At 53.9% G+C, this 25,904-nt stretch carries 21 protein-coding genes; 10 read left to right on the forward strand and 11 right to left on the reverse strand.

Annotation, left to right across the window (positions count from 1 at the left end):
- Window positions 1-27 precede the first annotated feature (27 nt).
- On the reverse strand, window positions 28-2,481 hold the full coding sequence (locus HMJ29_RS04840) for a T9SS type A sorting domain-containing protein (protein ID WP_171590409.1): 2,454 nt from the start codon (window positions 2,479-2,481) through the stop codon (window positions 28-30).
- A gap of 771 nt (window positions 2,482-3,252) precedes the next feature.
- On the opposite strand from HMJ29_RS04840, the gene HMJ29_RS04845 reads away from it, so the two are divergent.
- Both HMJ29_RS04845 and HMJ29_RS04850 read left to right on the forward strand, forming a co-directional pair.
- On the forward strand, window positions 3,253-3,687 hold the full coding sequence (locus HMJ29_RS04845; protein ID WP_171590410.1) for a hypothetical protein: 435 nt from the start codon (window positions 3,253-3,255) through the stop codon (window positions 3,685-3,687).
- Window positions 3,684-4,469: a J domain-containing protein gene (locus tag HMJ29_RS04850; RefSeq protein ID WP_171590411.1), complete on the forward strand. Its 786-nt coding sequence runs from the start codon at window positions 3,684-3,686 to the stop codon at window positions 4,467-4,469. The genes HMJ29_RS04845 and HMJ29_RS04850 overlap by 4 nt, the downstream gene beginning before the upstream one ends.
- A 97-nt stretch (window positions 4,470-4,566) precedes the next feature.
- Here HMJ29_RS04850 and HMJ29_RS04855 read toward each other — a convergent pair whose 3' ends face one another.
- Window positions 4,567-5,337, reverse strand: coding sequence for a TerC family protein (locus HMJ29_RS04855; RefSeq protein ID WP_171590412.1), 771 nt, complete (start codon window positions 5,335-5,337; stop codon window positions 4,567-4,569).
- A gap of 128 nt (window positions 5,338-5,465) precedes the next feature.
- Window positions 5,466-5,957 carry a YajQ family cyclic di-GMP-binding protein gene (locus HMJ29_RS04860; RefSeq protein ID WP_135529903.1) on the reverse strand — a complete coding sequence of 164 codons (492 nt, stop codon included), beginning with the start codon at window positions 5,955-5,957 and terminating at the stop codon, window positions 5,466-5,468.
- Window positions 5,958-6,186: 229 nt separating this feature from the next.
- Between HMJ29_RS04860 and HMJ29_RS04865 the strand changes: the two genes are divergently transcribed.
- Window positions 6,187-6,633 carry a GNAT family N-acetyltransferase gene (locus HMJ29_RS04865; protein ID WP_171590413.1) on the forward strand — a complete coding sequence of 149 codons (447 nt, stop codon included), beginning with the start codon at window positions 6,187-6,189 and terminating at the stop codon, window positions 6,631-6,633.
- Window positions 6,634-6,640: 7 nt separating this feature from the next.
- Here HMJ29_RS04865 and HMJ29_RS04870 read toward each other — a convergent pair whose 3' ends face one another.
- Complete coding sequence (locus HMJ29_RS04870) at window positions 6,641-6,946, reverse strand: Mpo1-like protein (RefSeq protein WP_171590414.1); 306 nt, start codon at window positions 6,944-6,946, stop codon at window positions 6,641-6,643.
- Between the two features lie 67 nt (window positions 6,947-7,013).
- On the opposite strand from HMJ29_RS04870, the gene HMJ29_RS04875 reads away from it, so the two are divergent.
- Window positions 7,014-7,484 carry a PaaI family thioesterase gene (locus HMJ29_RS04875; protein ID WP_171590415.1) on the forward strand — a complete coding sequence of 157 codons (471 nt, stop codon included), beginning with the start codon at window positions 7,014-7,016 and terminating at the stop codon, window positions 7,482-7,484.
- A 237-nt stretch (window positions 7,485-7,721) separates the two neighbouring features.
- Here HMJ29_RS04875 and HMJ29_RS04880 read toward each other — a convergent pair whose 3' ends face one another.
- The 3 genes from HMJ29_RS04880 to HMJ29_RS04890 form a co-directional block, all read right to left on the reverse strand.
- Window positions 7,722-8,723, reverse strand: coding sequence for an NYN domain-containing protein (locus HMJ29_RS04880; RefSeq protein ID WP_171590416.1), 1,002 nt, complete (start codon window positions 8,721-8,723; stop codon window positions 7,722-7,724).
- A gap of 637 nt (window positions 8,724-9,360) precedes the next feature.
- Entirely contained in the window at window positions 9,361-10,101 is a 741-nt protein-coding gene (locus HMJ29_RS04885; RefSeq protein WP_171590417.1) for a metal-dependent hydrolase, read from the reverse strand.
- A gap of 955 nt (window positions 10,102-11,056) precedes the next feature.
- Window positions 11,057-11,278 (reverse strand): hypothetical protein, encoded by a 222-nt coding sequence (locus HMJ29_RS04890; RefSeq protein ID WP_171590418.1) that lies wholly within the window; start codon window positions 11,276-11,278, stop codon window positions 11,057-11,059.
- 267 nt (window positions 11,279-11,545) lie between these two features.
- On the opposite strand from HMJ29_RS04890, the gene mfd reads away from it, so the two are divergent.
- On the forward strand, window positions 11,546-15,076 hold the full coding sequence (gene mfd, locus HMJ29_RS04895) for a transcription-repair coupling factor (protein ID WP_410779996.1): 3,531 nt from the start codon (window positions 11,546-11,548) through the stop codon (window positions 15,074-15,076).
- A gap of 160 nt (window positions 15,077-15,236) precedes the next feature.
- Window positions 15,237-18,110: a TrlF family AAA-like ATPase gene (locus tag HMJ29_RS04900; protein ID WP_171590419.1), complete on the forward strand. Its 2,874-nt coding sequence runs from the start codon at window positions 15,237-15,239 to the stop codon at window positions 18,108-18,110.
- Window positions 18,111-18,549: 439 nt separating this feature from the next.
- Here HMJ29_RS04900 and HMJ29_RS04905 read toward each other — a convergent pair whose 3' ends face one another.
- The 3 genes from HMJ29_RS04905 to HMJ29_RS20310 form a co-directional block, all read right to left on the reverse strand.
- Entirely contained in the window at window positions 18,550-18,864 is a 315-nt protein-coding gene (locus HMJ29_RS04905) for a GNAT family N-acetyltransferase (RefSeq protein ID WP_216634113.1), read from the reverse strand.
- Window positions 18,865-18,984, reverse strand: a complete 120-nt coding sequence (locus HMJ29_RS20305; protein WP_216634090.1) for a GNAT family N-acetyltransferase — start codon at window positions 18,982-18,984, stop codon at window positions 18,865-18,867.
- A 596-nt stretch (window positions 18,985-19,580) separates the two neighbouring features.
- Window positions 19,581-19,763, reverse strand: a complete 183-nt coding sequence (locus HMJ29_RS20310; RefSeq protein WP_216634091.1) for a hypothetical protein — start codon at window positions 19,761-19,763, stop codon at window positions 19,581-19,583.
- A gap of 494 nt (window positions 19,764-20,257) precedes the next feature.
- On the opposite strand from HMJ29_RS20310, the gene HMJ29_RS04915 reads away from it, so the two are divergent.
- From HMJ29_RS04915 to HMJ29_RS04930, 4 genes are all read left to right on the forward strand, one after another.
- Window positions 20,258-21,151: an oxidoreductase gene (locus tag HMJ29_RS04915; protein ID WP_171590420.1), complete on the forward strand. Its 894-nt coding sequence runs from the start codon at window positions 20,258-20,260 to the stop codon at window positions 21,149-21,151.
- 181 nt (window positions 21,152-21,332) lie between these two features.
- A complete protein-coding gene (locus tag HMJ29_RS04920; protein ID WP_171590421.1) occupies window positions 21,333-22,142 on the forward strand; it encodes a helix-turn-helix domain-containing protein in 810 nt (269 codons plus the stop codon).
- A 393-nt stretch (window positions 22,143-22,535) separates the two neighbouring features.
- Complete coding sequence (locus tag HMJ29_RS04925; RefSeq protein ID WP_262922200.1) at window positions 22,536-22,985, forward strand: BLUF domain-containing protein; 450 nt, start codon at window positions 22,536-22,538, stop codon at window positions 22,983-22,985.
- A 98-nt stretch (window positions 22,986-23,083) separates the two neighbouring features.
- Entirely contained in the window at window positions 23,084-24,910 is a 1,827-nt protein-coding gene (locus HMJ29_RS04930; protein WP_171590423.1) for a PAS domain-containing sensor histidine kinase, read from the forward strand.
- Window positions 24,911-24,949: 39 nt separating this feature from the next.
- Here the strand turns inward: HMJ29_RS04930 and HMJ29_RS04935 are convergent, their stop codons facing one another.
- Entirely contained in the window at window positions 24,950-25,792 is an 843-nt protein-coding gene (locus HMJ29_RS04935; protein ID WP_171590424.1) for an energy transducer TonB, read from the reverse strand.
- Window positions 25,793-25,904: the final 112 nt, after the last annotated feature.

Genomic DNA, 25,904 nt, shown 5'->3' on the forward strand with positions numbered 1-25,904 from the left:
TTTGTACTAGGCGTTGCTACGGAAAGACTATTTCTGCACCAACACTTTGCGCGATACCATCTCGCTGCCCGAACCAAGGCTAACCTGGTAGAGACCAGCCGAGAAGTTGCTCAGGTCTACGGGTACTGCCACCTGACGAATGCCGTTTGGCACGTCTTGGCGCATTACCTCCTGGCCTAGCATGTTACGAACCACTACCTGCAGGCCTTTCACTGGCTGAGCGAAGCTAGCCGATACTGTAAAGCGGCCCGTGCTGGGGTTTGGGTAAACCGTCAGGCCGGCGGCCTTCACTTCTTCCTTCACGCCGGTTACTACATTCTGGATGGCCAAGTTATCAATGGCCCAGCCCCAGCCGTGCGAGAGCTGATCGGAGAACAGGCGGAAGCGCAGGCGCACAACATCACCAGCCGCAAAGGTGGGGCTCAGGTTTAGAGTGCGGGGAGCAAACAGATCTGGGGTGCCGGTGGCAGCGGAGTTACCACTGGCATCAATGGCGCTGTTCCAGCGCGTCAGCCAGGCGGCATTGGCAGTGCTGGTATACCCAGGCGCCAGGGGCGTCCAGATGGTACCATTATCCTTGCTGCCCTCCACTATTACGTAGTCAAAGAAGCCCGAGCTGCCGAAGGTGCTGCCGGCAGTGTTGGGCTCAGTCAGCACAATTTCATCAAACTTTACTACGGCCTCTGCTGCATTGGGCTTCACAATAATGGGTACAAGCAGCTGGTAGATGATATTGCTCTCTGAATTGACTCCGCTACCATCCTTGTAGGGATGGTCGGAGTGAATGGCGGGGTTGGTAAAGCCAACGGGTTGGGCAATGGTGAAACCGTCGCCCACAAAATCGAGGGGCACGTTGCTGTCCAGAGCGTTAACGTACGTTTGCTGGGCGGGCTTGATAGATACTACACGCACCGCGTAAAAACCAGTGCTGGGGTTGGCAGTGCGGTTAGGGGTGGCGGCTACGTCGGTGGCCACTACGCGATAATTGATAAAGTCGCCGGCCACAATTGCACCAGCTGCCGTTGAGATAGAGCCAACGTAGGTGGTGTCGTTCTGGCGAGTAAGGGTAATGTTGGGGCGAGCAGTGCCGTTCACGTTGTATTCCAGCACTACACTACCAATTCCCACGTTGTCTTTGGCTTTCACCATAATCTGATACGGCAGCTGCGTGGTGAAAATAAAGGTAGAGGGGTTGTGCTGTACTACTGGCGGCAACGCATCAACGCCCACAAAGAACTGGTATTGATTGATTACCCCGCGGCGGGAGGCAGCCGGTGATGCGTACGTGCGGCCCGTTTCAACGTCGGCGGCGGTAATGTAGTAACGGACAGTTTTATTGAGGCCGGGGCTGGGAATAGTAGCCCGATACTGGTTTGCGGTACCCGTGGCGGTCATGACCACCGTAGTAGTGGCGCCGTTATCGATGTTGTACATCAGCTTTACGGTCCCCGGAGCTACGGTGCCATCGCTCTGTACGGTGGCATTTACCACAAAATCCTGATTTGTTTCGGTGTCTTTCAGCGGCGTATGCCGGATAGCCGTGTTGAACCAGCCAATCTCGTTGAAGATTGCCAACGTTATGGGGCCTGGGCTGTGAATTGCTTCTGCAGCTCCAAACTGCGGCGACATCAGGGAGTTTTCGTTGCCGGCGGCGTACGTTGCTTCATCCAGGTGGGAAATGCTGGAACCACTGGAGAAAGTAGTAGGCGCATACAACTTAGGGCGCTTATCGGCGCTGGTTGTATTGTTAGCGGCTCTGGCTAGCGGGCTATCGAAATACAGCGCGTTGCTGGTGTACTGGGCCCCAAGCGCAGGTGAGGGGTTAGTAAACACACGCGTATCAGTGATTAACTGACCGGCCTCGTTTTCAATAAAGGTGGCGAAGTTAATGGGCGGCTCGGAGTAGGCGCCCTGGTTGTTGGTGGTAGAGAAAGTTGTACCAGCCTGGAAGCCCAGGCCGTGGCCTAGCTCGTGTAGTACCACCGACACCAGATCATACTGGCCGGCACCTGGCTTACCATCGGTACCGAGGTACCAGTTGAATGTGCTGCTGAAACGAGCGTTAATATCGGGCGCTGCCGCCCCGTTGAGCTCCTGGCCCGCCAGCTTCTCTGCCAGGGCCACTGGATAAAGCACATCGTTGCGAGTAGCGCCATCTATCCGGGTGTAAAGCGCAGTGGTTCCCGCTGAGCCTAGTACGCCGGCGGCCAAGGGCGTCCAGGTGGCCTGCACTCGAATAGGAACTGGGGAGTTCAATAATGACTGCCAGATATCAACCGCATACTGGAAGGCAGCCTGTGCTTCGGGAGTGAAGCCCGTGTAGGTTACTTCAATGCGCGAGGCTGCCGTGCCTTTGCGGCCGGTACGCTGAGCTTCTAGATAGGCTGCTGGGGCAGTTACCGTAGTAAACATATTTTCAGGCCGAGCTGGGCATATCGTCTCGGGAGCTGGCCGGGGGTCACGCACAAAAGTCTGCGCCATAGCAGGCATTACTGCCCCACAAGCTAACAGAGCTAGAGATAGTAGTTTTTTCATCGATAGTAAAAGGAGTGAAGTTAGATGTCCCTCTAAAATTAAGCCTTTCAAGCCTAATTATCTTCCGCTTCCGCTTAACTCTTTCTGTAGCCCGCCGCGCTCAACAACATCCATCAACCTTGAGACCTGCATTTTGTCCATTTATTTATATAGCGAGGTCTAAAAAAACGGATCATTACCAGCATGCATTATCACAAGGAAACCCAATTTTTCTTTTCCATAAAACGAACGTTGCTCACTGCCTTACAGACACTTTCAACCATACATATAAAAAATATATTATGATCCATGCCACCTTATACAACCCATTAGCAAGGCTAACCAACCCAATCCCACGCATAAGAATAGCCATATTGATCAACTCTGTACCAAGCTTATCATTTTTATAATGCCATCGTATTTTTATTGTTGGGTTCGCAAGGCTAGTTCTATATTCCTGTTACTTCTTGCATTTCGTTTAGTTGTGCTGTTGCAATTCACTAAGGCAGCCGGGCAGACAGTAGGGTTGTTGCCTACACGCTGCACACATTCCTTTTAACCAGCGCATCTTCAACGCTGTTATCAGCCCTGAAAAGCTGGCCTTCATTCTACCCAGACAAATATCCTTCGTACAGCTACCCCCGTTGTCTGTAGCTTATAGATCAGCTTTCAAACGACTAAAAGAAATAGGTACTTACTCCCGCATCTTGCCATTCTTTGGTGGTTATATTTGAATTAATGCCTGCACTGCCCTCTGCCATAGTTAGCGCTGCCGATGCAGCGCTGCTTGCCCTCCGCCCTGCTATTGTTGCGGAGCTACCTGCCGAGCCGGTGGCAGACGTAGCCGATTTCCTGCACCGCACGCTGCGACCAATACTTAAGCTGCAGAATGAGCCTCTACTGGCGATAATAGCCGACTTTCTGCACGACCACCACATTCCGTTCCGGTCGGCTTCAGTGGGCGAGCAGCAGCGGCTGCTAACCGAGCTGTTGGGGCGCAACACCAAACTGCGCTACACCCTCATAGGCCTGGTAGTGGCCATGTTCACCACCACGGAACTACACTTCTACCGGACCCACCGCTCAGAACTCAACCGGCGCCTGCTGGAGCTAGCCGTGCGCCGGGCCCATGACCAAACAGCGGCCGTGGCTGCCCTGCTGCCCATGTCATGAGCACGCTGTATACCCTGCTGGAAGTGAGTGAGCAGGCCTCGGCAGAAGACCTGCGCCGGGCTTACCGCCGCCTAGTATTACTCACCCACCCCGATAGAACCCCGGACCCGGCAGCCCATCAGCGGTATCTGATCGTAAATGAGGCCTACGACATTCTGAGCAACCCCATTCGTCGGCGGGCTTATGATGCGCTGCTCCAGACCCAGCGCCAGCCACCGGAGCCGCCCAGGCCACTTCACCGCGACCCCGCCCTGCGCCGGCGGGGCCGCCCGCCGGCACCCCGCCGGGCCCCAACCACTGAGGAGCGCTACGGGCAGTATGCCCCGTATGCCCACTGGGTTTGCCGGGTGGCGCTGCTGCTGGTGGCACTTATGGTGCTGGACTTTTTATGGGTAGAGCACTTACCGAACGAAGTAGTAGAAAACGTCGAATCGGTGTCGCTTTATGCCCGGGGGTACAACATGGGTACCCACTCCAACATCCAGACCACTCACGCCTATTTTCGCTCCGACACGGACTCATGGCCTGAGGGCACGCACCTGATGGTTGACCGTACCATGCTGTTTGGCGTATTTCGGCGGGCAGCTCCGGTAGGCCACCCTGAGCTGCTGATGGATGCAGGCGGCGTTACCATCTACGACAACTTCATTTTTCTGCCGCTGCTGCTGGCTTTGCTGGCGGGGCTTGGCCTCTGGCGCGCACCGGCTATGCGCAGCATAAACTGCGCCGTGGCCTGCGCCTTTCTGCTGCCTATTGTGCTGTATATCATGTTGGTCACATAGCCAGAAGGCCCAAACAGCCAGCAGAGGGCCTAATAAACAAGCAGCCCGCTACATATTATCTGTAGCGGGCTGCTTGTTACCTGGTAGTTACAGGCACCTAGTCATACTTCGACTCATGCAGGTGCACGGGTACGGTTTTCTTACGCAGGCGCATGTTCAGAATTTCCACCACCAGCGAGAAGAACATGGCGAAGTAGATATAGCCTTTTTCGATTTCCTTGTGGAAGGCCTCCATCACCAGCATTACCCCAATCATAATCAGGAAGGATAAGGCCAGCATTTTGATGGTGGGGTTGCGGTTCACGAAGTCGGCAACTACGCCGGAGAAGGCCAGCATAACGCCCATTGACAATACCACGGCCAGAATCATAATCAGCACGTTATCTACGAGGCCTACAGCCGTCAGGATGGAGTCGAAACTGAACACAATATCAATGACGATGATCTGCATGATGATGGAGCCCATAGTGGCCGTGCCACCTGCCGCACCGGTTTCATCCTCCTCGCCCTGGAGTTTGGTGTGAATTTCGGTGGTGCTCTTGCCAATCAGGAACAAGCCACCGGCCAGCAGAATCAGGTCGCGGCCGGCCACGCCGAAGGGTTCTTCCAGCCATGGCAGATTCAGGTGAAACAGTGGCGTTTTGAGGCCCACAATCCAGGTGATGCTTAGCAGCAGCCCAATGCGGCACAGCAGCGCCAGCAACAGCCCAATAGTGCGGCCGCGCTGCTGCTGGGTGCGAGGCAGCCGGTTCACTACAATTGAGATAAAGATGATATTATCAATGCCCAGCACTATTTCCATGAAGGTCAGCGTAAGCAAGCTGACCCAGGTCTGGGGGTTAGAGAAAACGGAGAGGTCGAATTCCATCAGGGAGTGATGAAGAAAGGGAGTGAAGAGGTGATGGGGTGAATGGGGTAAGGAAGTGAAAGGGGAAGTAAACAGAAGCAACCTACCGCATCACATCCTCACTCTATTACCTCATCACTTATTAACAACTACGACTTCATGTTCACGAATTGCAGGGGCTGGCCAATATCAGTGCGGCGCAACAGGGCAATAACAGCCTGCAGGTCATCAATTTTCTTGGCCGATACCCGCACCTGGTCATCCTGCATCTGGGCTTCTACCTTCAGCTTGGCGTCCTTAATGGCCTTCACGATTTTGCGGCCAGCCTCCTTATCAACTCCGGCGCGCACTTTAATGGTCTTTTTCACGAGGTTGCCACTAGGCTGCTCATCGGCAGAGAAATCAAGGGCCGTACCATCAATGCCCTGCTTTACCACGCGGCCCAGCAGAATATCTTCCAGCGCCTTCACGCGCATGGAGTTTTCGGAGCTGAGCAGAATGGTGTTGGCTTTTTTATCCAGATCAATGCCGCCCTTGGTGTCGCGAAGATCATAGCGGGTCTGGAGTTCTTTTTTTGCTGTGTTTACCGCGTTTTCGAGAGTTTGCGGATCTACCTTGCTGACGATATCAAAGGAGGCCATGAGAAAAGAAAGTAACGTTCAGGGGTGAATACGCCAAACCGCTAGGCCAGTTTGGGCGGGAGGGCCAAAGGTAGAAAGTTAGCAGGATTGGTATAGCAGTTATTCTGGCCTGCCAGCACCTGGGCAAAGTAGCTACACCGGGCTTTTAGGTTGCGCTAGGCCAGCAAGGGGAGTCAGGCAGTCTTCGCCTATCTTGCCGCGGCCACTCTTCCTTCTGATTCCGCTATTTATGGCTAGTATCATCTCGCCCCGCACTCCCGCCGAATGGGAGGCGTACTATCATCTGCGCTATTCTGTGCTCCGGCAGCCCTGGGGCCAGCCAGCAGGCTCTGAGCGGGCCGAAGATGATGCTGCCCCCACCACTACCCACGCGTTGCTACTCGCCCCCGATGGGCAAGCCCTGGGGGTGGGCCGGCTGCACCCCAGCGGCCCACAGCAGGGGCAAGTACGTTTTATGGCCGTGCAGGCGCAAACCCAGGGGCAAGGCGTGGGCCGGCAGGTGCTGGAGCATCTGGAAGCCGCCGCCCGCCAGCAGGGACTTACAGAGATAGTGCTGCACGCACGGGAGCAAGCCGTACCGTTTTATGAGCGACTGGGCTACACCGTAGTAGCTCCCTCGCACACGCTGTTTGGCACCGTACCGCACTTTCTGATGCGGAAAGTAGTAGTGGCCTAGCCCCAGGTTAAAACTTTTCCCGCCCCCGAAGCAGATCAACGTACAGCCGGAAGTCGCCGAGCAGGGAAAGCCAGGGGTGCTGAAAGGTGGCAGGGCGGTTATGCTCTACAAAGAAGTGGCCTACCCAGGCAAAGCCGTAAGCGGCCACCACGCCTGCCAGTACAAGCCAGGGCTGCTGCCGGAAAACAGCTAGGCCGGTTAGCGCTAAAAACAGCGTGGTACCGATGAAGTGTAGTACACGCGTACCGCGCTGCTGATGGTCGCGCAGGTAGCGCGGATAAAACTCAGCGAAGGTGAGTGATGAAGGGGCCATAGCGGAGTAGGTTTCTTCAAAGAAAGTTAACTTTTCCGCCTTATTCTCCCGCCCTCTCCCCTTTCTTATGGAGCAATTTCCTGACGTGGCTACCCTCATAGCCGTATATAACCGCATTAATACCTACGGCCGCACCAATGGCATGGAGCTGCTGCTGAAAACCGCCGGCGAGGTACAGTACACCATGACGGTGGGCCCAGAGCACCTCTCCTCTCCCGGTACCTGCCACGGCGGTGTGTTAGCCGGGCTCATGGACTCTGCGCTGGGCGCGGCGGCCCTATCGTTGGCTTTCACGGCTGGTGAACTGGTTTCAACGGTGGAGTTCAAGATCAACTACCTCTACCCGGTGCACCTGCACGACCACCTAGTGGCGCACGGCCAAGTAGAGCACAGCGGCAAAACGCTGGTGGTCTGCAGCGCCACTATCACGTGCCCCGCCCGCAACAACCTAGTAGTTGCCCGTGGCTTGGGCACCTTTAACCGCTACCCCGCTACCAAGCGTGAGTTCCACGAGTTGCTTTTCCCGCAGGGAGAGTGAAGTGAGCAGGTAAGGAGGACATTAAGCAAGAAGATGACGGGGTGATATGCAGCCAAGTACACGCATGTCATTCTTCGCTTTGCTCAGAAGAATGTCTGGCGTCACTCTCCCTCTTCACTTCTAACACTTCCTTACTTCATCTCCATTTTGCTGTAAACACAAAAACGCCGGGCTACCCGTGTTGCAAGCGGGTGCCCGGCGTTCTACAGGATGCCGAACCTGGGGTATTAGAGCAGATTATAAACGGTCGGGGGAGTCAATTGACTCGTGTTCGGCTTCGTCGCCGTACTCGTCGCCTTCTTCCATTTCCGGAGCGGGCACTTTGCGTACCTGGCGGGCGCAATCTTCGTCGCGGTGGTTGCGGCCTACGGTGAATTCCACCCAGTCGCCCTCATGCAGATCGTTGAAGTCGCCTTCGGCCATATCGGCATAGCTGAAGAACAAGTTGTTTGGGGGCATTACCACAAATCCGAAACCGTTTTTCAGGTTTTTGATGGTGCTGATGCCTACCGTACCTACCGGGCCAGCGGCCGTGGGGCCGGTGGGGCGCACGGGCTTCACGGCGGGGAAAGCTACGGGCTCGGGCGTATTTACAAACAGGCTCTCGATCAGCTCGTCGCCGGAGCTCAGGCCCTGGTCGATGATGTCGTGCATCTGGGTGGGATACGTTACGTGCTCCAGCAGCTGCTGGGAGGCGCGGGTAACCCGGTTTTCACCTTTGAAGTCAACGTACTTAAAGTCCCAGTTCAGCAGCATCACGCGGGTACCCACGGTGTTGAGCTTCTTAATCAGGGGCACGTAGTCAGAGTCGCCGGCGATGAGCACAATTACATCAAAGCTCTTGTGCATAGCCAACTCCAGGGCTTCCAGGGCCAGCCACACATCAATGCCTTTTTCCTGCAAACGGCCATCGCGCGTTTTCAGGGGCATGTAGTGGGTGGTTACGCCCAAGTTCATCAGAATATCGTCGAGCAGCCGGTCATGAAACAGGCGGTCTTTGTCACGGGCTTCGGTAGCAGATAGGCGGCCGCGGAAGAAGTGAGAATCGGTGATTTGCGCCAGGCGCACATCTACGTCTTCTTCTTCAGCTACTTGGTGCCGGATAAACTCGTGCAGGCCCTCCAGGCTAATACGGGCTTTACGATCGTGCTGGAAGTAGTAGTAATCACTGATCTTAAGGAAATAATTGCCGTCATAGAAGACGCCGATCCTTATCAGGGGGCTATTCATCTGGTTCATACGAGAAACGGTTTGTGCGCAAAAAGGTGTGGGGGTAACAGAGAGCAGGAGGAGGTTCGGCGGGTCCTGCACCGGGCAATGACCCGGTCAAAGATACATGTAGAGGTTTTACCTATTGATGAGCCAGCCATGATCAAAGTAGCAACCTAGGTTGGCGCATAGGGGAGCTGTCAGCAGCTAAAGTCGCCATCGAAAAACAGAGCGACTTAGAATGAAATAACTATGAAGAGCACGAAGTATAATAAGCGGCATAATTTTATAACAGTATAATTACCAGAACAAGAACAATATCTTGCTACTATTAACAAGATACAATATTAAACAACATATACCTTCTGACCTATTAACGAAATACAATTCGTCTTTGTTTTATCCAGCAAGTGACTGAGGTGAAAAAGAGAGTGTACCAGCGTATGGCGTTGTTACGGTCCCTGATGCAACTGTGACTCCGAATAGGCCCTAAGTAGCAGGCAATACGCGTACCTATTTAAGCAAAGATACCAACAACTTTACACCCGGCATACAATACCCGCTAAATATGACATATTCCTATACAAAACCAGTTTTTTTCTGGACTAAAGAAATTTCAGCTATTACTTATGGGTGATTTTTCAGGCCTTCGGGGCTCATAGAGCAGTTAGAGTGAGAGCGTTCCAATGATCAGGGCCAGTACGGCAGCGCCGTACCCTAGGCAAATAGCTACTTCCAGGAAATTCCCGCTTTTGGAACCCGTCCGGATGAGGGGGAGCTTGAGGGTGAAGTCAGTGAGAGGCATAAACCATTTCACGCCGGCTTTGGTGAGCGTATCGGCCAGCAGGTGCGATACGTAGCCGCTGCCCGCAAATAGGGCTACGCCGTGCCACCCCAGGCTGCGGTCGGCGAGGTGGCCGATGTAGGTCCAGAGGGCAGTGGCCCAGATGGTGTGCGTCCAGGAGCGGTGGGAGGTAAAGGGCGCCACCGACACAAACAAACCGAGCATACTCAGCCATACAAACTCGGTGTAGAGCCCGGCTACCAGAGTGCTCAGGCCCGTGAAGAGCAGGGCCAGCTTGCGGGTAGAATCTCCTTGCATGGCGGCCCCGATGAGGCCAAACGCCAGAGCCGCCGTGAAGCCCATCCGGCGGTCGGGGCCAGGCGGCAGCTGAAAATGGGTGTACAGGGCCAGGCCGGCCGCTACCACCACAAAGGCCCAGCGCACATACTGCTGGGTGAAGCCCAAGCGCTTGCTAAGCCGGGAGCCGGGGTGGTCGAGGTCGGGAGCCAGAGAAGAAAAGCCTGCCAGGGCAATGCCCGCCGGCGACACCGGTATGCCGGGCACCAGGTACGCTACGGCCACGCCGGTAATCAGACCAATGGCCAGGTGAGAAGAACCACGCACAAATAAAAAGCTACTACTAAAAGGAGGCAGCGAAGATAGAACGCGAACTGTTCTGCTTGCCTTACTAATTTCACCATTTGCTTGAAGTAGCTACTTAAATAGCGCTGAACCTGCCATCTAGGCCACTGCTGGCGCAAGCATATATAATTTGTCTAATAAACAGATTCAGCCAACAGATTACTACAAGTGGCCTAGACTACTCGCCAGGCCTCTTGTAGCCGCTTAGTGCGCTGCCGCTACTTGGGCCGTTTGTGTCGGGCGCACGCGAAAGGTGATGCAACTGCTGCCGGATAGAAGCGTTTGTATGCTATGGACACTCTAGCTTCTCACTATCAGCCTATTATCATGAAAAAGCATTGTCTTGTTACTATTGCTGTGGTGCTATCAGGCCTTTGCTTATCGGCACAAGCCCAAACCACGCCGCGGGGCAAAACGCAACCGGCACCACAGGCGAGTAAGCCCGCTGGTGCGCGTATAAGTAAGCCCACTTCTAGTGGGACCTCTACTATCAAAGACACGGCCTCCTTTAACCGCAAGTTTCGTCGGTCCAGCCAGCCTTCTGCTATTCCGGTGCCCGTGCCTGCCAGGCCAGTTAAGTAGAGGTGTATGAGTAGCTCGGTTTCTTACTTATTATAAAGCTTAACAAGCTGATTTCTATACAAAAGCACGTTATCCTGACGCAGGAAGGGCCTTCTCGCGCCTGAGCGACTGGCCTGGCGCCTCGTGCTGACGTGGGTAGATCTTTCCCTGCGTCGGGATGACGTGCTTGTAAGGGAGCTACTTTGGTAACGTCAGCATGTGAGCTGTCTCGACCGGGCCCACGCGCTGACGGGCGAGTGTGGGGAGTTCTTGTATGGCTGCTCTAGGCCAGTTTAGCCAATCTCAACTTATGCTGCTTGATGCGTGATATTGGCTGGGAAGGGGAGCCTTCTCTCCCTTATACAATACGGCACCTTTACCAGCCCCCTGAGCTGCCTTTTAGGCCATTCTGGTCATCTTTGATGTGTTGCACCTGGCTTTCCAGCATGGCCAGGCCGCGGCGGAAGGCATCGGCGGCTTCCGCTTTTTCCTGCTCTGGTAAAGGGCCTTGCTCTTGCACCTGCTGGCGCACTTGCCGTAAATGAGTTAACATTGCCTCCCACTCCTCTGCCCCCTGCTCCATCTGCTTATCACTCATAGCTTTATACCCACCGAGGCTGCTTTGCTGCTGTGAAGTGGGAAGATACGGCAGCAACTCTAAAAAATGGCGGAAACTTTCGCGGGCTGGCGGTGGTATTCACTAGCGCGTATCTGCTTTGGGAACCAGCCGCGGGCTTTGCCCCCTCCCCTCTAAGAAAGCAAGCCGTTTTGGGCGGTAGTTTTCAGGTGTATGCGCTCATTGCCCGACCGGAGTTGACTTCGGCCGGGCTTCTACCTTTGCCTCCTCTCCTAGCCGATACTTGTTTTGAAGGTCTCCGATTTACTTAAACTCTACACCCTCGACCCTACGGGTATGACGGTGGGTGCCCGCCTGAACCCCGCCACGCGCCACTCTCTGAAGCCCACTGAAAAAGCGGACGCTCCGGTGCGTCTGCACCTGAAGGGCTTGGTGGGAAGCCAGGATGCCGTGCTGGCCGCGGCCCTGCACCAGGAGTTCCCGGATCAGCATCACCTGTTTGTTCTGCACGACCGGGATGAGGCAGCCTACTTCCTGGCCGATTTGCAGCACCTGGTGCCGGACGAGGAGCCGCTGCTGTTCCCTAGCTCCTACAAGCGCCCCTACGCCTTCGATGAGACGGAAAACGCTAACGTGCTGATGCGGGCGGAGGTGCTCAACAAGCTGAACTCTCACCGCGGCCCCAAAACCAGCGCCGAGCAAGCGGCCGACGACGCGGAGGACGCTACAGCGGAAGCGGAAGGCCAGCCCAAGGGTAAGAAGCGCGTGAAGGCCACGGCCAAGGAAACCGCCGGTGCGCTCATCGTGACGTACCCGGAAGCGCTGTTTGAGAAGGTAATCAACAAGAAAAGCCTGGTAGCCAACACCTTCCTGGTGAAGGTGGGCGACAAGCTCGATGTAAACTTCATCAGTGACATGCTGGCGGAGTACGACTTCGAGCGGACCGACTTTGTGTATGAGGCGGGGCAGTTTGCAGTGCGCGGCGGCATTGTGGACATCTTCTCATATGCCAACGAGCTGCCCTACCGCATTGAGCTGTTCGGGGATGAGGTGGAAACCGTCCGGACCTTTGACCCCGAGAGCCAGCTCTCGGTGGAGAAGCGCCAGCAGGTGAGCATCATCCCGAACGTGCAGACCAAGCTGCTCCAGGAAACGCGCGAGGCGTTTCTCGACTTCATTCCGAAGAACACCGCCATCTGGACCAAGGACATGCGCCAGACCCTGGACGTGGTGGAGGAATCGTTTGACCGGGCCGAGGCGGGCTTTAAGGAGATGCTGGAAAGCGCCGGCGGCGTGCAGATTGTGAGCAAGCCCGAAGACCTGTTTGAGACCAGCAAGAGCTTCAAGAAGCTGCTGGAGGGCTTCCCGATTGTGGAGTTTGGCAAGCGGTTTTATTTCAAGACCGGCGAGGACTTCCAGTTCAACAGCAAGCCCCAGCCGAGCTTCAACAAGGACTTCAACCGCCTGGTGAAGAACCTGCACGACAACCAGCAGAAGGGCTACACCAATATTATTGCCGCCGAGCAGGTGCGCCAGGCCGACCGCCTGCGCACCATCTTCGATGAGCTGGACAATAACGTGCAGTTTCAGCACCTGCTGCTAGGCCTGCGCGAAGGTTTTATTGACGAAACTCTGAAACTGGTGGTATACACCGACCACCAGCTGTTTGAGCGCTTCTACCGTGCCCAGGAGACCCGGAAGTTCTCCAAGAAAAAGGCCCTGACCCTGAAGGAGCTGCGCACCCTGGTGCCCGGCGACTACGTGGTGCACCAGGACTACGGTATTGCGCGCTTTGCGGGCCTCACCCAGGTAGAAATCAACGACCGGCTACAGGAGGCCATCCGGCTGGTGTACCGCGACGACGATGTGCTAACGGTGAGCATCCATGCCCTGCATAAGATTGCCAAGTACTCGGGGGCCGAGGGCAACCCGCCCACCATGAGCAAGCTGGGCTCACCGGAGTGGGAAAACAAGAAGAAGTCAGTGAAGAAGAAGGTGAAGGACATTGCGGCCGAGCTGATTCGGCTGTACGCCAAGCGCAAAACCGCGCCCGGCCACGCCTTTGCCATGGACTCGTTTATGCAGGCTGAGCTGGAATCGTCGTTCATTTACGAGGACACGCCCGACCAGGCCAAGGCCACCGAGGACGTGAAGCGCGACATGGAGGTGCCCCACCCCATGGACCGCCTCGTGTGCGGCGACGTGGGCTTCGGTAAGACCGAGGTAGCCATTCGGGCGGCGTTTAAGGCCGTGGCCGATGGCAAGCAGGTGGCCATTCTGGTGCCTACTACCATTCTGGCCATGCAGCACTACAAAACGTTCCGGGAGCGGCTCAGCAACCTGCCCGTGACGGTAGAGTACGTGAACCGCTTCAAGAGCACCAAGCAGATCAAGGAAACATTGGGCCGCGTAGCGGAGGGCAAAACCGACATCCTCATTGGCACGCACCGCCTTACTAACAAGGACGTAAAGTTCAAGGACCTAGGCCTGTTGGTGATTGACGAGGAGCAGAAGTTCGGGGTGAAAACCAAGGACAAGCTCAAGGAGATAAAGGTGAACGTAGATACGCTCACCCTCTCGGCTACGCCTATTCCGCGCACCCTGCACTTCTCGCTGATGGGGGCCCGCGACCTGAGCGTAATTGCCACGCCCCCACCCAACCGCCAGCCGGTGCAAACCGAGCTGCACGTGTTTGATGAGCTGTTGGTGCGCGACACCATTGCCCGCGAGCTGAAGCGGGGCGGACAGGTATTTTATGTGCACAACCGGGTGAAGGACATTGAGGAGCAGGCCAACATGATTCTGCGCCTGGTACCCGATGCCCGCGTAACCTACGTGCACGGCCAGATGGACGGCGACCTGCTGGAAAAGCGCATGATGAAGTTTGTGGACGGCGACTACGACGTGCTGGTGGCCACCACCCTCATTGAGAGTGGCCTAGACATCCCGAATGCTAACACCATCATCATTAACCGGGCCCACATGCACGGCCTCAGTGACTTGCACCAGATGCGCGGGCGCGTGGGCCGCTCCAATAAGAAGGCCTACTGCTACCTGCTCACGCCCCCGGTGGCGGGCCTGCCCAGTGATGCCCGCAAGCGCCTGAGCACCCTGGAGGAATTCTCGGACCTGGGCGCGGGCTTCAACGTGGCCATGCGCGACCTCGACATTCGGGGGGCGGGCAACCTGCTGGGCGGCGAGCAGTCGGGCTTTATCAATGACCTGGGCTTCGAGACCTACCACCAGATTCTGGACGAGGCCGTGACAGAGCTGAAGGAAACCGAGTTCCGCGACCTGTTCCTCGGCGACACCACCCAGCGCCTGCAGGAAGTGGCCGGCGCCGCGGGCCCCAAGGAGTGCAACATTGAGACTGACTTGCAGGTGCTGATACCGGACCGCTACGTGGCCAACGTATCGGAGCGGTTGCAGCTGTATAGCAAGCTGGATAGGGCCAAGAACGCCGAGGAGCTGCGCAAGGTGCTCAACGGCATGGTGGACCGCTTCGGGCCGCTGCCCGCCGAGGTGGAGCAACTAGCCGACATTGTGCGCCTGCGCTGGCAGGCCTGCCACGCCGGCTTCGAGAAGCTCACGCTGAAGAAGAACCTGCTGAAAGGCTTCATCCCGGCCACCAACAACGAGCGGTACTTCCAGGGCCCCACCTTCGGCAATATCCTCAGCTACGTGCAAACCCACCCCCGCTCGGCCTCCATGAAGGAGCGCAAGGAGCAGCTTATCATCAGCATCGAGGACGTGAAAAACGTGCAAGCCGCCCAACGTATTCTGAGCGAGTTGGGAAGTGAGGAGAAGGTTGGGGTGTAGATATAAGAAAGATTGTTATTAACATTTGAAACCTACCGCACAGGGTTGCGCAAATGCAACCCTGTGCGGTAGGTTTCAAATGTTAATAGTTCAAAGTTTTTTTGGCAGGCGGCCTGATCCTTCCATACATTGTTATTCTATTATCACTTATAGTCTAAAAATGAAAAGCAATCAAGGCTCCCTCTGGAGCAAGTGGGACCTACATTTCCACACCCCTAAATCTTTTGATTACCGAAAAAAAGGAACATCTAATGAAAGGATAATTGAAGTTCTTTCAAGTAAAGAAATTTCTGCAGTAGCAATTACAGACCATCATCAGATGGATGTTGAAAGAATTAAAGCTTTACAAGAACTAGGTAAAGAAAAGAATATCACAGTCTTTCCTGGCATTGAGCTTAGAGCCGACAAAGGTGGATCAGAATCAATACATTTCATCGGCATATTTTCAGAAGAGGCTAATGTAGAGTACATCTGGGACACATTAAAAGGAAGATTGAGTCTTACAGATACCGACATAGCTATGGCTGGCGGCGACGAGAGTATCGATTGCGAAATGGCCTCTGCATGTAAACTCATCCGCGAACTTGGCGGAATTGTAACTGTACATGCGGGTAAAAAAACAAATACGATCGAGAATATAACTAACGCATTACCTCACAAGCAAGCCACAAAAAGAAGATTACTTAAGGAGATTGATATTTACGAGGTTGGCAAACTGACAGACATATCCGAGTATGAAAACAACGTATTCCCTAAAATCAATAGAAGATTACCGTTAATATTGTGTTCTGATAATCACGACATTGATAATTATTTTGTAAAAGAAAATTTATGGATAAAAGCAGATACAACCTTCAATGGTCTAAAGCAGATAATAAATGAACCTGACAGGGTATTTGTAGGCGAACGTCCTGAAGTAGTTAATAGAGTAAAATCAAATCCTACAAAATATATAAAATCAGTTGAAATTAACAAAGCCAGCGCATCTAAACTCAAGGAAAAATGGTTTGATAATATCTCTATTGACCTTAATCCTGAACTAGTCACAATTATTGGAAACAAAGGAAATGGCAAAAGTGCATTATTAGATATATTTGCCTTACTTGGCAATGTAAAAAATATAGACAAGTATTCTTTCTTAAAAACAGGTCGTTTTAAGAAAAATGAGAAAGCAAACAATTTTGAGGCAAAAATTAATTGGCACAGCTCAGAGAACCAAACTAGAAATCTAGGCACAGCTCCTGACGCTCACTCATCTGAAAGAGTTAAATATATTCCACAACAGTTCTTGGAAAAACTATGTAACGAAAATGAAGACGATTTTTTAGCAGAGCTCAAAAAGGTTATTTTTTCTCATATACCCAAGGATGAGAGATTGAACAGTGAAAGTATTGATGAGTTGCTATCTAATAAGAGCGAGGTAATCAACCAAGACATTGAAAGACATAAGTTAAGAGTCAAACAATTAAATAAGGAAATAATTACTCTTGAACAAAAAAATACATCAGAATATAGACTTCACATACAGGGCTTACTCGATCTTAAAAATCAAGAATTAATTGCTCACGAGAAGCAAAAACCTGAAGTTGTAGTAGATCCGACACTTACCAAAGATGATGTAGTAGCTGAAGCCAAAGCACTTCAGATAGCCACCATCTCAAAAGACATCGCTCTACTTGAGGAAAAAAGAAACAACAAACTTGAGGAGAAATCTAAAAATAATATTATCCTAGAGAATCTCTATAAGATACTTCAAGAAGTCAAAGCATTTCAAGGACTATATCTAGATCACAAGAATGCTTATTCAAAGCTTTTAGATTCTACAGATATTGAATTCCATGAAGTAATTTCTATTAAAGTAGATACCGAATATGTTGAATACACGATAAATACATTGACACTTGCAAATGAAGCATTAGATACATACCTTAATCCACAAGTAGATACAAGTATTGAAATACAAATACAAAATCTAAATAAAAATAAAATTGAATTAGAAAAAAGCCTCGATGAACCATCTAAATTATATCAAAAATATTTGTCTGATGATTTGGCATGGAATAAAAAACTAGCAACAATTCAAGGATCAAAAGATGAAGAAGAAAGTATCATATACTATGAAGAAATTCTTAACTATTTGAATAACCAGTTAAAGAAAGATATAGAAGACAAAAGAGAAGATAGACTACGAGCAACTTCTGAAATTTTTAAGAAAAAGATTTCTCTAACACGTGTATATTCAGAATTATATAAAGCAGTAAGTTCCTTTATTGAAACTTACAAAGACATACTATCAGACTACCCCATATCACTAGATGTTTCATTAAAAGAGAGATCTATAAGCTCTAGATTTTTTGAATACGTAACACACGGTTTTAAAGGGAGTTTCTGCGGGAAAGAACCGGGGGAGGAGAGATTAAAAGGCTTGATCCAACAAACTGATTTTAGTAACCCTTATGAGTATCAAACATTTCTTAAAAATGTCATAAATTGTCTTGAAATAGATTTAAGAGATGGCATGAATAATGAACCTAAAGATATACACACACAAATACGCAAGGATAGAGTTTTAGACTTTTATAACTATTTATTTGAACTTGATTATCTTGAACCTACATACGCCCTGCTTTTAGGCAATAAAAATATATCTCAATTATCCCCTGGTGAAAAAGGAGCACTTCTATTAATATTTTATTTAACTTTAGACATGGATGACAGTCCGTTGCTCATTGATCAGCCGGAGGAAAATCTTGATAACCAAAGTGTATATAAAATATTAGTACCATTTATCAAACGCGCCAAGTCTAGAAGACAAATAATCATAGTAACACATAATCCAAATATTGCTGTAGTATGTGATGCAGAGCAAATTATAAGCACCTCAATCAATAAAGCAGATAATTACAAGGTCATAATTACAAGCGGAGCAATTGAAAATCCGTTAATAAATGAAAAAATAGTGGAAGTTCTTGAAGGTACTATGCCAGCATTCGCAATGAGAAATACAAAATACAACTTAGCGAAGATAAGCTGATACTGTTCCGAGCACTTAGATATCAACGCCCCCAACCTAATGGTTGGGGGCGTTGATATTCTCACCCTCCCGACCCGTTACTTTTACTGCTCTGACCAGTTTTACCAAACAAGATCCATCCTCCCGCACTCGCATCAACCCTACTCCAGCCAGGCGCGCTGCTACTACAATCCCCCGGCGGTGGTCTCTATAGACAGCGCTTAGGAGCATATTATCTCGTGCCTCCCAACCCTGGCGATAAGTTTCTACCTAATCAGCTGCAACGTAGTAAGGCAGGGGTTTCCACGTTTGGGATCTACTAGGCGCAACACGAGCGGCCGGTCTCACATCAGACGGAGAATATTAGCCTAACAGCGGGCGGCTACCACTCGTCTTTCAGCACTGACATGATGATGAGCTTATTATGGTACTAGCCGTGACGCAAGCTGGCCTGGCGCAGTCAACCTTCTAGCTTAAAGCCGGCTTTGGCGTAAGCTTTTACCCCGCCTACGTTGGGCTCCGAGACGGTGAGCATAATGCGGTTGAGGTGGAGTTCGGTGAAGCCCAGGGTCAGCACTTGCTTCGTGACTTCGGTGCCCACGCCCCGGCCCCAATGGGCTTTCTCCCCGATGAAAATGAAATACTCGCCCGAGTGGTTGAGCCGGGAAATGCCGGAGATGCCAGCGTAGCCAATCAGCTCCTGGGGTTCGGCGGTGAAGATGCCCCGGTTGAGGCTGCTGGCATCCTGCAGGGTAGCGGCAAACCAGGCGTCGATCTAAGCCTCGGTGGTCATGGTCTGGAACGCCGACAGGGAATACTCGATGACTTCGGGGTCCTGAATCCAGCGGTAGAAGTGGCCTACGTGTTCCGGTTGCAGGGGAGCTAGCGTAATCATGTGGGGCAGTTTTGGGTGAAGGTAGGGCACTGGTGCTGCTCGTGGCGGCTGATTCGGGTGTGAGTAGAGCAGCTAAGTGGCCTAGAGGCATGGTTACAGAAACACGAATAAACTCCTGGGATACAAACAACCGGTCATGCTTGCTCTGGTGCCCACTTGCTGAGGCCTCTCTGCCACTTCGTTTGCAGAGATCTAGGCCAGCTGAGTAGCCAACGATAGAGAGGCTGCGGCCCCGCTCAGCATGACGGTCTACTGACTTGCTAAACGGACTCATACCTGGTTTTTTGTGTTACTGGCTCCGCTAGGCCAGCTTATTTATACTTTTCAATTTCTGCCTGGAGGTCATTGATAAAGCCTTTGTCGGTGCCAATTTTCACAAATCCGCACCGCTCCAGTACTTTCTGCGAACCTGCGTTGTCGTGAACCACTCGTCCGCATAAAGGCCTGGTGCTTTCCAGAGTCAGGAAGATTTGCAGGGCGTTGGTAGCTATTCCCTTTCTCTAGAAGCATCTGTTCAGCCAATACGTGATTTCCGCGTCGCCTTCTATCTCAAATTTGGCAATGTTTCCCACAACAGTGTTCCCGACTATAATTGTCTACCTATGGATTGTTGGGTCGGTCAGGTACCGGGTAAGCCTTTCCAGGTAGGCCTCCTTGTTGGTGCGTTCTTTCGGAGTGAAGGCGGCCAGGTAGGCAGCCTCCTCATCGAGCTGAAAGTGGAAGAATAATTCCAGGTCTGCTTGCTCCGTTTTTCTGAGTTGTACATGGTTAGCCTGCATTGCGCTACTGCTGTTAGTGGCCTTGTAGCAGGCGTATTATCCACCCGAAGGGAAATACTGCGCCAAAAGCTATTGCAGCGCAGCGTATGTGCCATAGTTGGAGAAACTAGGCCGGTAAAATTACTATTTCATGAACAGCTTGCATATTTCCCGTATTCTGTGTTGCTTCTGGCAGAGTTTACTATTCTCCAGCATTTGTCGCGTATGCGCAATCCGCAGATTTCGGGCTCACTGGCCCGGGGCTGGTACTACTGCCGCAAGTAGCCTGCCGCCCTCCTGCGCTTTACCCGAACGCCCCGCCTGCCGCGGGGGTGGGGCAGCTGTCACTCTCCGCTCCACGCATTACCAGGCGTAAAGCTCCACCCTAGTGGCCTAGGCTCAGCAGCAGTAGCCAGGCCGCACCTGAGCCTTTCAACAAAGCTACTTTGAGCTTCTCAGCAAAGCGGAGGCTTCTTTTCGGCCAGACCTTTGTCAGGAACTTAAAGCTCACTGACATGAACAACGTATGGTTTATTACGGGTAGCTCGCGGGGCCTGGGCCGCAGCTTAACCAAAGCAGTACTGGCTAACGGTGGCCGCGTAGCCGCCACCGCCCGCCAACCCAAGCAACTCGCCGACTTGGTAGCTCAGTATGGCCCCCAGATTCTGCCTCTGGCCCTGGACGTAACCAATGCCACGCAGATTACCGAGGCTGTAGTTGCCGCCGTAGGCCACTTCGGCCGCCTTGATGTGGTGGTAAACAACGCCGGCTTCGGCATAACGGGGGCCGCTGAGGCTTACACCGAGGAGCAGGTACGCAGCCAGCTCGAAACCAACCTGTACGCGCCCATTGCCGTTACGCGCGCCGTGCTGCCGTACCTGCGCAAACAGCGCAGTGGCCACATCCTTCAGATCAGCTCTATTGGCGGCCGGGTTGGTAACGCGGGGGTTTCTGTGTATCAGGCCGCTAAGTTTGGGTTGGGAGGCTTCACGGAGGCACTAGCCAAGGAGGTAGCTCCGCTGGGTATCAAAGTGACTTCAGTGGAGCCCGGCGGCTTCCGCACCGACTGGGCTGGCACCTCCATGACCTTCGCCCCCACCATTGCAGACTATACCGCCGTGAACCAGCGCGCCGACTACTTTGCCAGCGGTGATTTTGTGGCCGTGGGTGACCCTGCCAAGGCTGCGCAGGTACTGCTTGACCTGGTAGGCCACCCTGCGCCGCCCGTGCACCTGGTGCTAGGCAGTGAGGCCGCAGCCATGCTCAGCAAAGCCGACTCTGAGCGCAAAGCCGAGTTTGAGCACTGGCTGCCCGTTAGCCTCTCCACCGACCATGCTGAGGCCGAAAACTTCCTGGACACGCCCATGGGCAGGCTGTACCTCAACAACACCCCACCCGGCAACGCCTAGGCCAGGTAGGCCACCTACTCCCCACCACGGGCCAACTCTAGTGCGTGGCCCACCAGTGCAAGTGCCTCGTGGTACGCTTTGGCGTGGCACGAGGCACTTGCACCAATAGCTACTAGCGTATAGCCCGGCCTAACCGTTGGGCATACTGCTTGTTACACTTCACATACCTTGCCCTGGATTTATGTCTGCCACCTCAGAAGCGCCCGTGCGGCCCGCCATTCTCTACTCCTGCTACTACAGCCAAAGCCGGGCCGGAGAGCAGTTCGTGGCAGAGCATGCGCTAAGCTTCCAGCTCTCCGGCACGCTCACCACCTATGATGGCTTCCGGGAGCAGGTTTTTCGGGCGGGCGACCTACGGTTGGTGAAGCGTAACCACTTGGTGAAGTTCAATAAGCAGCCGCCGGAAAACGGGGAGTTCAAGTCGTTGTCGGTAACGCTAGACCAGGAAACCCTGCGCCGTTTAAGCCTGGAGCATGGCTACCACGCCCAAAAGCCCCATAACAGCAACAGTGCCGTGTTGGAGCTCCCCATGACTCCGCTTTACCAGAGCTACCTGGCTTCGTTGCAGCCCTATGAGCACCTAGCAGAGCCCGGCAACGAGAGCTTGCTTACCCTAAAGCTGCAGGAGGCCGTATTGCTGCTGCTCAAGAGCAACCCAGAGCTCCAAGATGTGCTGTTTGACTTTTCAGAGCCCGGCAAGCTGGACTTAGAAGCCTTTATGAGTCGTCATTTCCACTTCAATGTGCAGCTACGCCGGTTTGCTTACCTCACGGGCCGCAGCCTGGCCACGTTTAAGCGCGACTTTGAGAAAATATTTCACCTATCGCCCAGCCGCTGGCTGCTACAGCGCCGGCTTCAGGAGGCTTACTACCTAATAAAAGAGCAAGGCAAGGCTCCTTCACAGGCCTACCTGGAAGTGGGCTTCGAAGATCTGTCTCACTTCTCCTTTGCCTTTAAGAAAATGTATGGGGTGGCTCCTTCCAGAATCTAGAGAGCCAGATGGCCCGGTATAACACTTCTTATACAACCTGTTGCGCGCCATCACGTGCAATGTGCGCCTTGAGCGCTTTTCTGCTGGCAGTGCCAGGCAACTTACCGGGGCAGTCTTGCCCGGTAGCCAAGCTCTGGGTGCAACCGTAGAACTGAGAGGGCAGTCTGTTGGCAGTTCAGGGGGCAGCTGGTGGCCTAGTAACGGGCTTGGGCGCACGGTTGTAGTTCGGCCGGTGCCGCGCGCCGACTGGCCACAGAATTGAACCCAACAATTAACCCTTACCCACGTTCTACTTGCATAATTCACAGCCCCTGCCTTATGTGCCTGGCTCGCTCCTCCGGAGTTAAGCAACGAATGGTAGCGAGCCACAAGCCGTATTTCAGTACCCCCCGGATGAACCATATAGTGTACATGAGCAAGGCCGTTAAGCCGCTCTCCGACCAGGATTTGCAGGTTCTGCTGGCCCAATGCCGCCACGATAATGCCCTGCACAACGTAACGGGTGTGCTATTCTACAGTCACGGTAATATTGCCCAGCTACTTGAGGGCGACCCGACTATTATTGAGCCTTTGTTTGAGAGAATTGCCCTGGATGGCCGCCACTCACACGTAACCAAGCTGGTGGATAAGCCCATTGAGGCCCGTAGCTTTTCTGATTGGTCAATGGCCTTTCACCCCCTGGAAAGCGCGGGTTTTTCGGCCTTGGGCGGCTTTCTGCTCCCGGATAAAATACCGCCCCCGCCCGAAACCCTCACCATTGCTGATGCCCTGCTGGTAGACCTGGTACGCCAAGCCGTATTCGGGTCCGACGCTTCCGTTGCGCCTTCCCTTAACCTGGCCTAGGTTTCGGTTGTTCATACCCTACCACCTTAGTAGGGACTTTTTTTCCGATACCGCTCTCCTTCATGCACGATCACCAGCTTCAGAGTATCCTCCGGCATATGCCAGCAGGCATTGCCACCCTGTTGGGGCCGGAGCTGCGCTATGGGCTGGTGAACGAGGCCATGCAGGAGCTGCTGGGCAGCCCCACGCCTACCGGTGAGCCGCTGGCTAAACACCCAGGCCGGTTAGCAGCTGATCTGCTGGAAGTTATGCAGCAGGTATATAGCTCAGGCCGCCCCTATGTGGCCAAGGCCTATGCCGTACCCTTCCCCGGCTCAGAGAAGGGCACTCCCACCAAGCGCTATTTTGACTTGGCGCTGGAGCCGCTCACCGACGACCACAATGAGCCTCAGGGCCTGTTGCTGTTTGCGGTAGATGTAACCGGGCAGGAAGAGGCCCGGCAGCGGGCCCATGAGCTTTCCCTGGAAACACGGCGCCTTGATGCCCGCCTGCGGGTGCTCACCGAAACGGCCCCTCAGATTACATTCAGCGTTGATGCTCAGGGCCAGTATGAATACGTGAGCCCGCAGTGGTATTACTTTACGGGCCAGCCGCCCAAGGCCGACCTCAACGCCATCTGGCCCCTGCTCATTCACCCCGATGACCGCCTGCGAGTGCTTTACCAGGCTGATGCCGCCCGGGAGGCAGGCATTGGCTGGAGCTTTGAGTACCGCATGCGCCGCCACGATGGGCAGTACCGCTGGATGCTGAGTCGCGCCTTACCGGAGCTGCACGCCCCCAATAAGCCCGTGTTTTGGCACGGAGCCGTAACGGAAGTGCACGACCAGCGGGAGCTGGCCGAAGCGCTGCGTCGGGGCGAAACGGAGCTCCGGTTTCTGGCCGACAGCATTCCGCAGCTGATCTGGACGGCCACCGCCGAGGGGTTTATTGACTATTACAACCAGCATTCCGCCGACTACACCGGCCTCTCGGGGCAGGAGCTGGGGCCCACGGGCTGGGTGGCCCTCCTTGACCCCACCGAGCAGGCAGCGGCGGCCCGCCGCTGGGTGCAGTGCGTGGCCTCGGGCGAGGAGTACGAGGGCCTCTACCGCATGCGTCGCCACGATGGGCAATACCGCTGGCACATTATTCGGGCGCGGCAGCTGGCTGACTCCCGCGGGCCGCGGTGGTTTGGAGCCTGCACCGATGTGGATGACCAGCACCGCCTGCGCCAAGTACTGCAAACCCAGTACGATGAGCTGGCCCGCACCAACCGCGACCTAGACACCTTTGTGTACACGGCTTCTCACGACCTGAAACAGCCGCTGTTTAACCTGCGGGGCTTGTTCGATGAGCTCCGGCGCACCGCCACCTTCCAAGACCCCGAGCAGGAAGTGCTCCTGGAAATGGTTGATGACGCCCTGCGCCAGCTTGACAGAACCCTGCAGGAGCTGGCTGCTACCGTGCAGGACCAGCGCGAGCTGACCGCCCCCACCGAGGAACTTAACTTGCAAAGCGTGGTAGAGGAGGTACTGCTGGGCCTGCGCACCCAGGTGCAAGAGGCTCAGGCAGAGCTTGAGCTCGACCTCACGGCGGCTCCTACCTTACTTTACGGGCGCGCCAACTTGCGTAGTGTACTGCACAACCTGCTCAGCAACGCCCTGAAGTTTGCTCACCCTGACCGCCCCGCGCACATTCGGGTTACCAGTTCCCTCTCAGCTACCGGCAATGCCCAGCTATTAGTACAAGATAATGGCCTGGGTATGGAGCTGCGGCACGGCCCTTCACCCGCCTTTCAGCTATTTGAACGCCAGAACCCGCAGGTAGCGGGTGCGGGCGTAGGCCTGTACCTGGTACAACGCATCCTGGATAGCGGTGGGGGCCACTTAGAGGTTACCAGCACCGTAGGCCAGGGTACCACGTTTGTAGTACACTGGTTTGAGTAACCTGTAGCAGCACCCAACTTCAGGAGCAGCCAAGTCAACTCAACGGGCGGCCGAACGGGCTACGGGCTTCCGCCGGCCGTTTCTGGGTGCCACTGGGGCTTTCTTGGGAGGGGCCGGGGGCGTAAATGCCACCGGCAGCTCACACACCACGGGTACCGGTCGGCCCTCCAGCAACCCAGGGGCCCAGGTGGCCGGCAGTAGTTTAGCCAAGCGCAGGGCCTCCGCATCGCAGCCACCCCCCAGCTTCTTTACTACCTGATAGTTGGATACGTTGCCGGTAGCATCAATCAGGAAAGCAACCTTGGCTGTACCGCGTACGTGGCTCTTCAGAGCCTGAGCCGGATACCTGAGATTTTCGCGCACTACCTGCTGCAGGGCTTCCAGCCCCCCTATGTACACAGGCTTTCGTTCCAGCTGTAGCGTGTCGCGGCAGTCGTCTTCCGCACTCCAGAGCTTAAACACGCAGTCATCACTGGCTACGGGTTTGTTGAATAGTACCTGCTGGTAGGTGTAGTCGTAGTTCTGTACCAGGGTGCCTTCGGGGGCGTAGAACTCCCACATGCCCACTTTCTTATCCTGGTCGTATGCCCCTCGCTCCCGAATGGTTTCGCCATCGGCGTAGTAGGTGGTCCAGGTGCTGTCTTTTTGCCCATTGCTGTAGTAGCCGCTTGTGCGCAGCAGGTTGTTCTTGCCGCTGTACCTCTGGTACTGTCCCTGCTTCACGGTGTTATTGGCAGTCAGTACTGAATATTCTTCCTTGCACCAAGGATTCTGGTGCGTTACCACCACACTACGCACCTGCTGGCCAACGCTTAGCGCCGGAGCGGCCAGTTGCAAAAAACCCAGGGTCCCCCAGAAAATCACACGTAAAAATCCTTTCATACCCAGTAAGCTCATAGGTTATAAAAAATCGCAGTAGATGATAGTACTACCAGGCATATGAATGGCACTTAGCCTAGCATAAGTGGATAAATATAACAAATCAAAGCCAATT

The organism is Hymenobacter taeanensis, assembly GCF_013137895.1.
Lineage (GTDB): Bacteria > Bacteroidota > Bacteroidia > Cytophagales > Hymenobacteraceae > Hymenobacter > Hymenobacter taeanensis.

Bases quoted from the DNA above. Each gene is read 5' to 3' on its own strand.
- HMJ29_RS04840 (WP_171590409.1), bottom strand. From the start codon at position 2,481: ATGGCGCAGACTTTTGTGCGTGACCCCCGGCCAGCTCCCGAGACGATA.
- HMJ29_RS04845 (WP_171590410.1), top strand. From the start codon at position 3,253: ATGCCTGCACTGCCCTCTGCCATAGTTAGCGCTGCCGATGCAGCGCTG.
- HMJ29_RS04850 (WP_171590411.1), top strand. From the start codon at position 3,684: ATGAGCACGCTGTATACCCTGCTGGAAGTGAGTGAGCAGGCCTCGGCA.
- HMJ29_RS04855 (WP_171590412.1), bottom strand. From the start codon at position 5,337: ATGGAATTCGACCTCTCCGTTTTCTCTAACCCCCAGACCTGGGTCAGC.
- HMJ29_RS04860 (WP_135529903.1), bottom strand. From the start codon at position 5,957: ATGGCCTCCTTTGATATCGTCAGCAAGGTAGATCCGCAAACTCTCGAA.
- HMJ29_RS04865 (WP_171590413.1), top strand. From the start codon at position 6,187: ATGGCTAGTATCATCTCGCCCCGCACTCCCGCCGAATGGGAGGCGTAC.
- HMJ29_RS04870 (WP_171590414.1), bottom strand. From the start codon at position 6,946: ATGGCCCCTTCATCACTCACCTTCGCTGAGTTTTATCCGCGCTACCTG.
- HMJ29_RS04875 (WP_171590415.1), top strand. From the start codon at position 7,014: ATGGAGCAATTTCCTGACGTGGCTACCCTCATAGCCGTATATAACCGC.
- HMJ29_RS04880 (WP_171590416.1), bottom strand. From the start codon at position 8,723: ATGAACCAGATGAATAGCCCCCTGATAAGGATCGGCGTCTTCTATGAC.
- HMJ29_RS04890 (WP_171590418.1), bottom strand. From the start codon at position 11,278: ATGAGTGATAAGCAGATGGAGCAGGGGGCAGAGGAGTGGGAGGCAATG.
- HMJ29_RS04900 (WP_171590419.1), top strand. From the start codon at position 15,237: ATGAAAAGCAATCAAGGCTCCCTCTGGAGCAAGTGGGACCTACATTTC.
- HMJ29_RS20305 (WP_216634090.1), bottom strand. From the start codon at position 18,984: ATGATTACGCTAGCTCCCCTGCAACCGGAACACGTAGGCCACTTCTAC.
- HMJ29_RS20310 (WP_216634091.1), bottom strand. From the start codon at position 19,763: ATGCAGGCTAACCATGTACAACTCAGAAAAACGGAGCAAGCAGACCTG.
- HMJ29_RS04915 (WP_171590420.1), top strand. From the start codon at position 20,258: ATGAACAACGTATGGTTTATTACGGGTAGCTCGCGGGGCCTGGGCCGC.
- HMJ29_RS04920 (WP_171590421.1), top strand. From the start codon at position 21,333: ATGTCTGCCACCTCAGAAGCGCCCGTGCGGCCCGCCATTCTCTACTCC.
- HMJ29_RS04925 (WP_262922200.1), top strand. From the start codon at position 22,536: ATGAACCATATAGTGTACATGAGCAAGGCCGTTAAGCCGCTCTCCGAC.
- HMJ29_RS04930 (WP_171590423.1), top strand. From the start codon at position 23,084: ATGCCAGCAGGCATTGCCACCCTGTTGGGGCCGGAGCTGCGCTATGGG.
- HMJ29_RS04935 (WP_171590424.1), bottom strand. From the start codon at position 25,792: ATGAAAGGATTTTTACGTGTGATTTTCTGGGGGACCCTGGGTTTTTTG.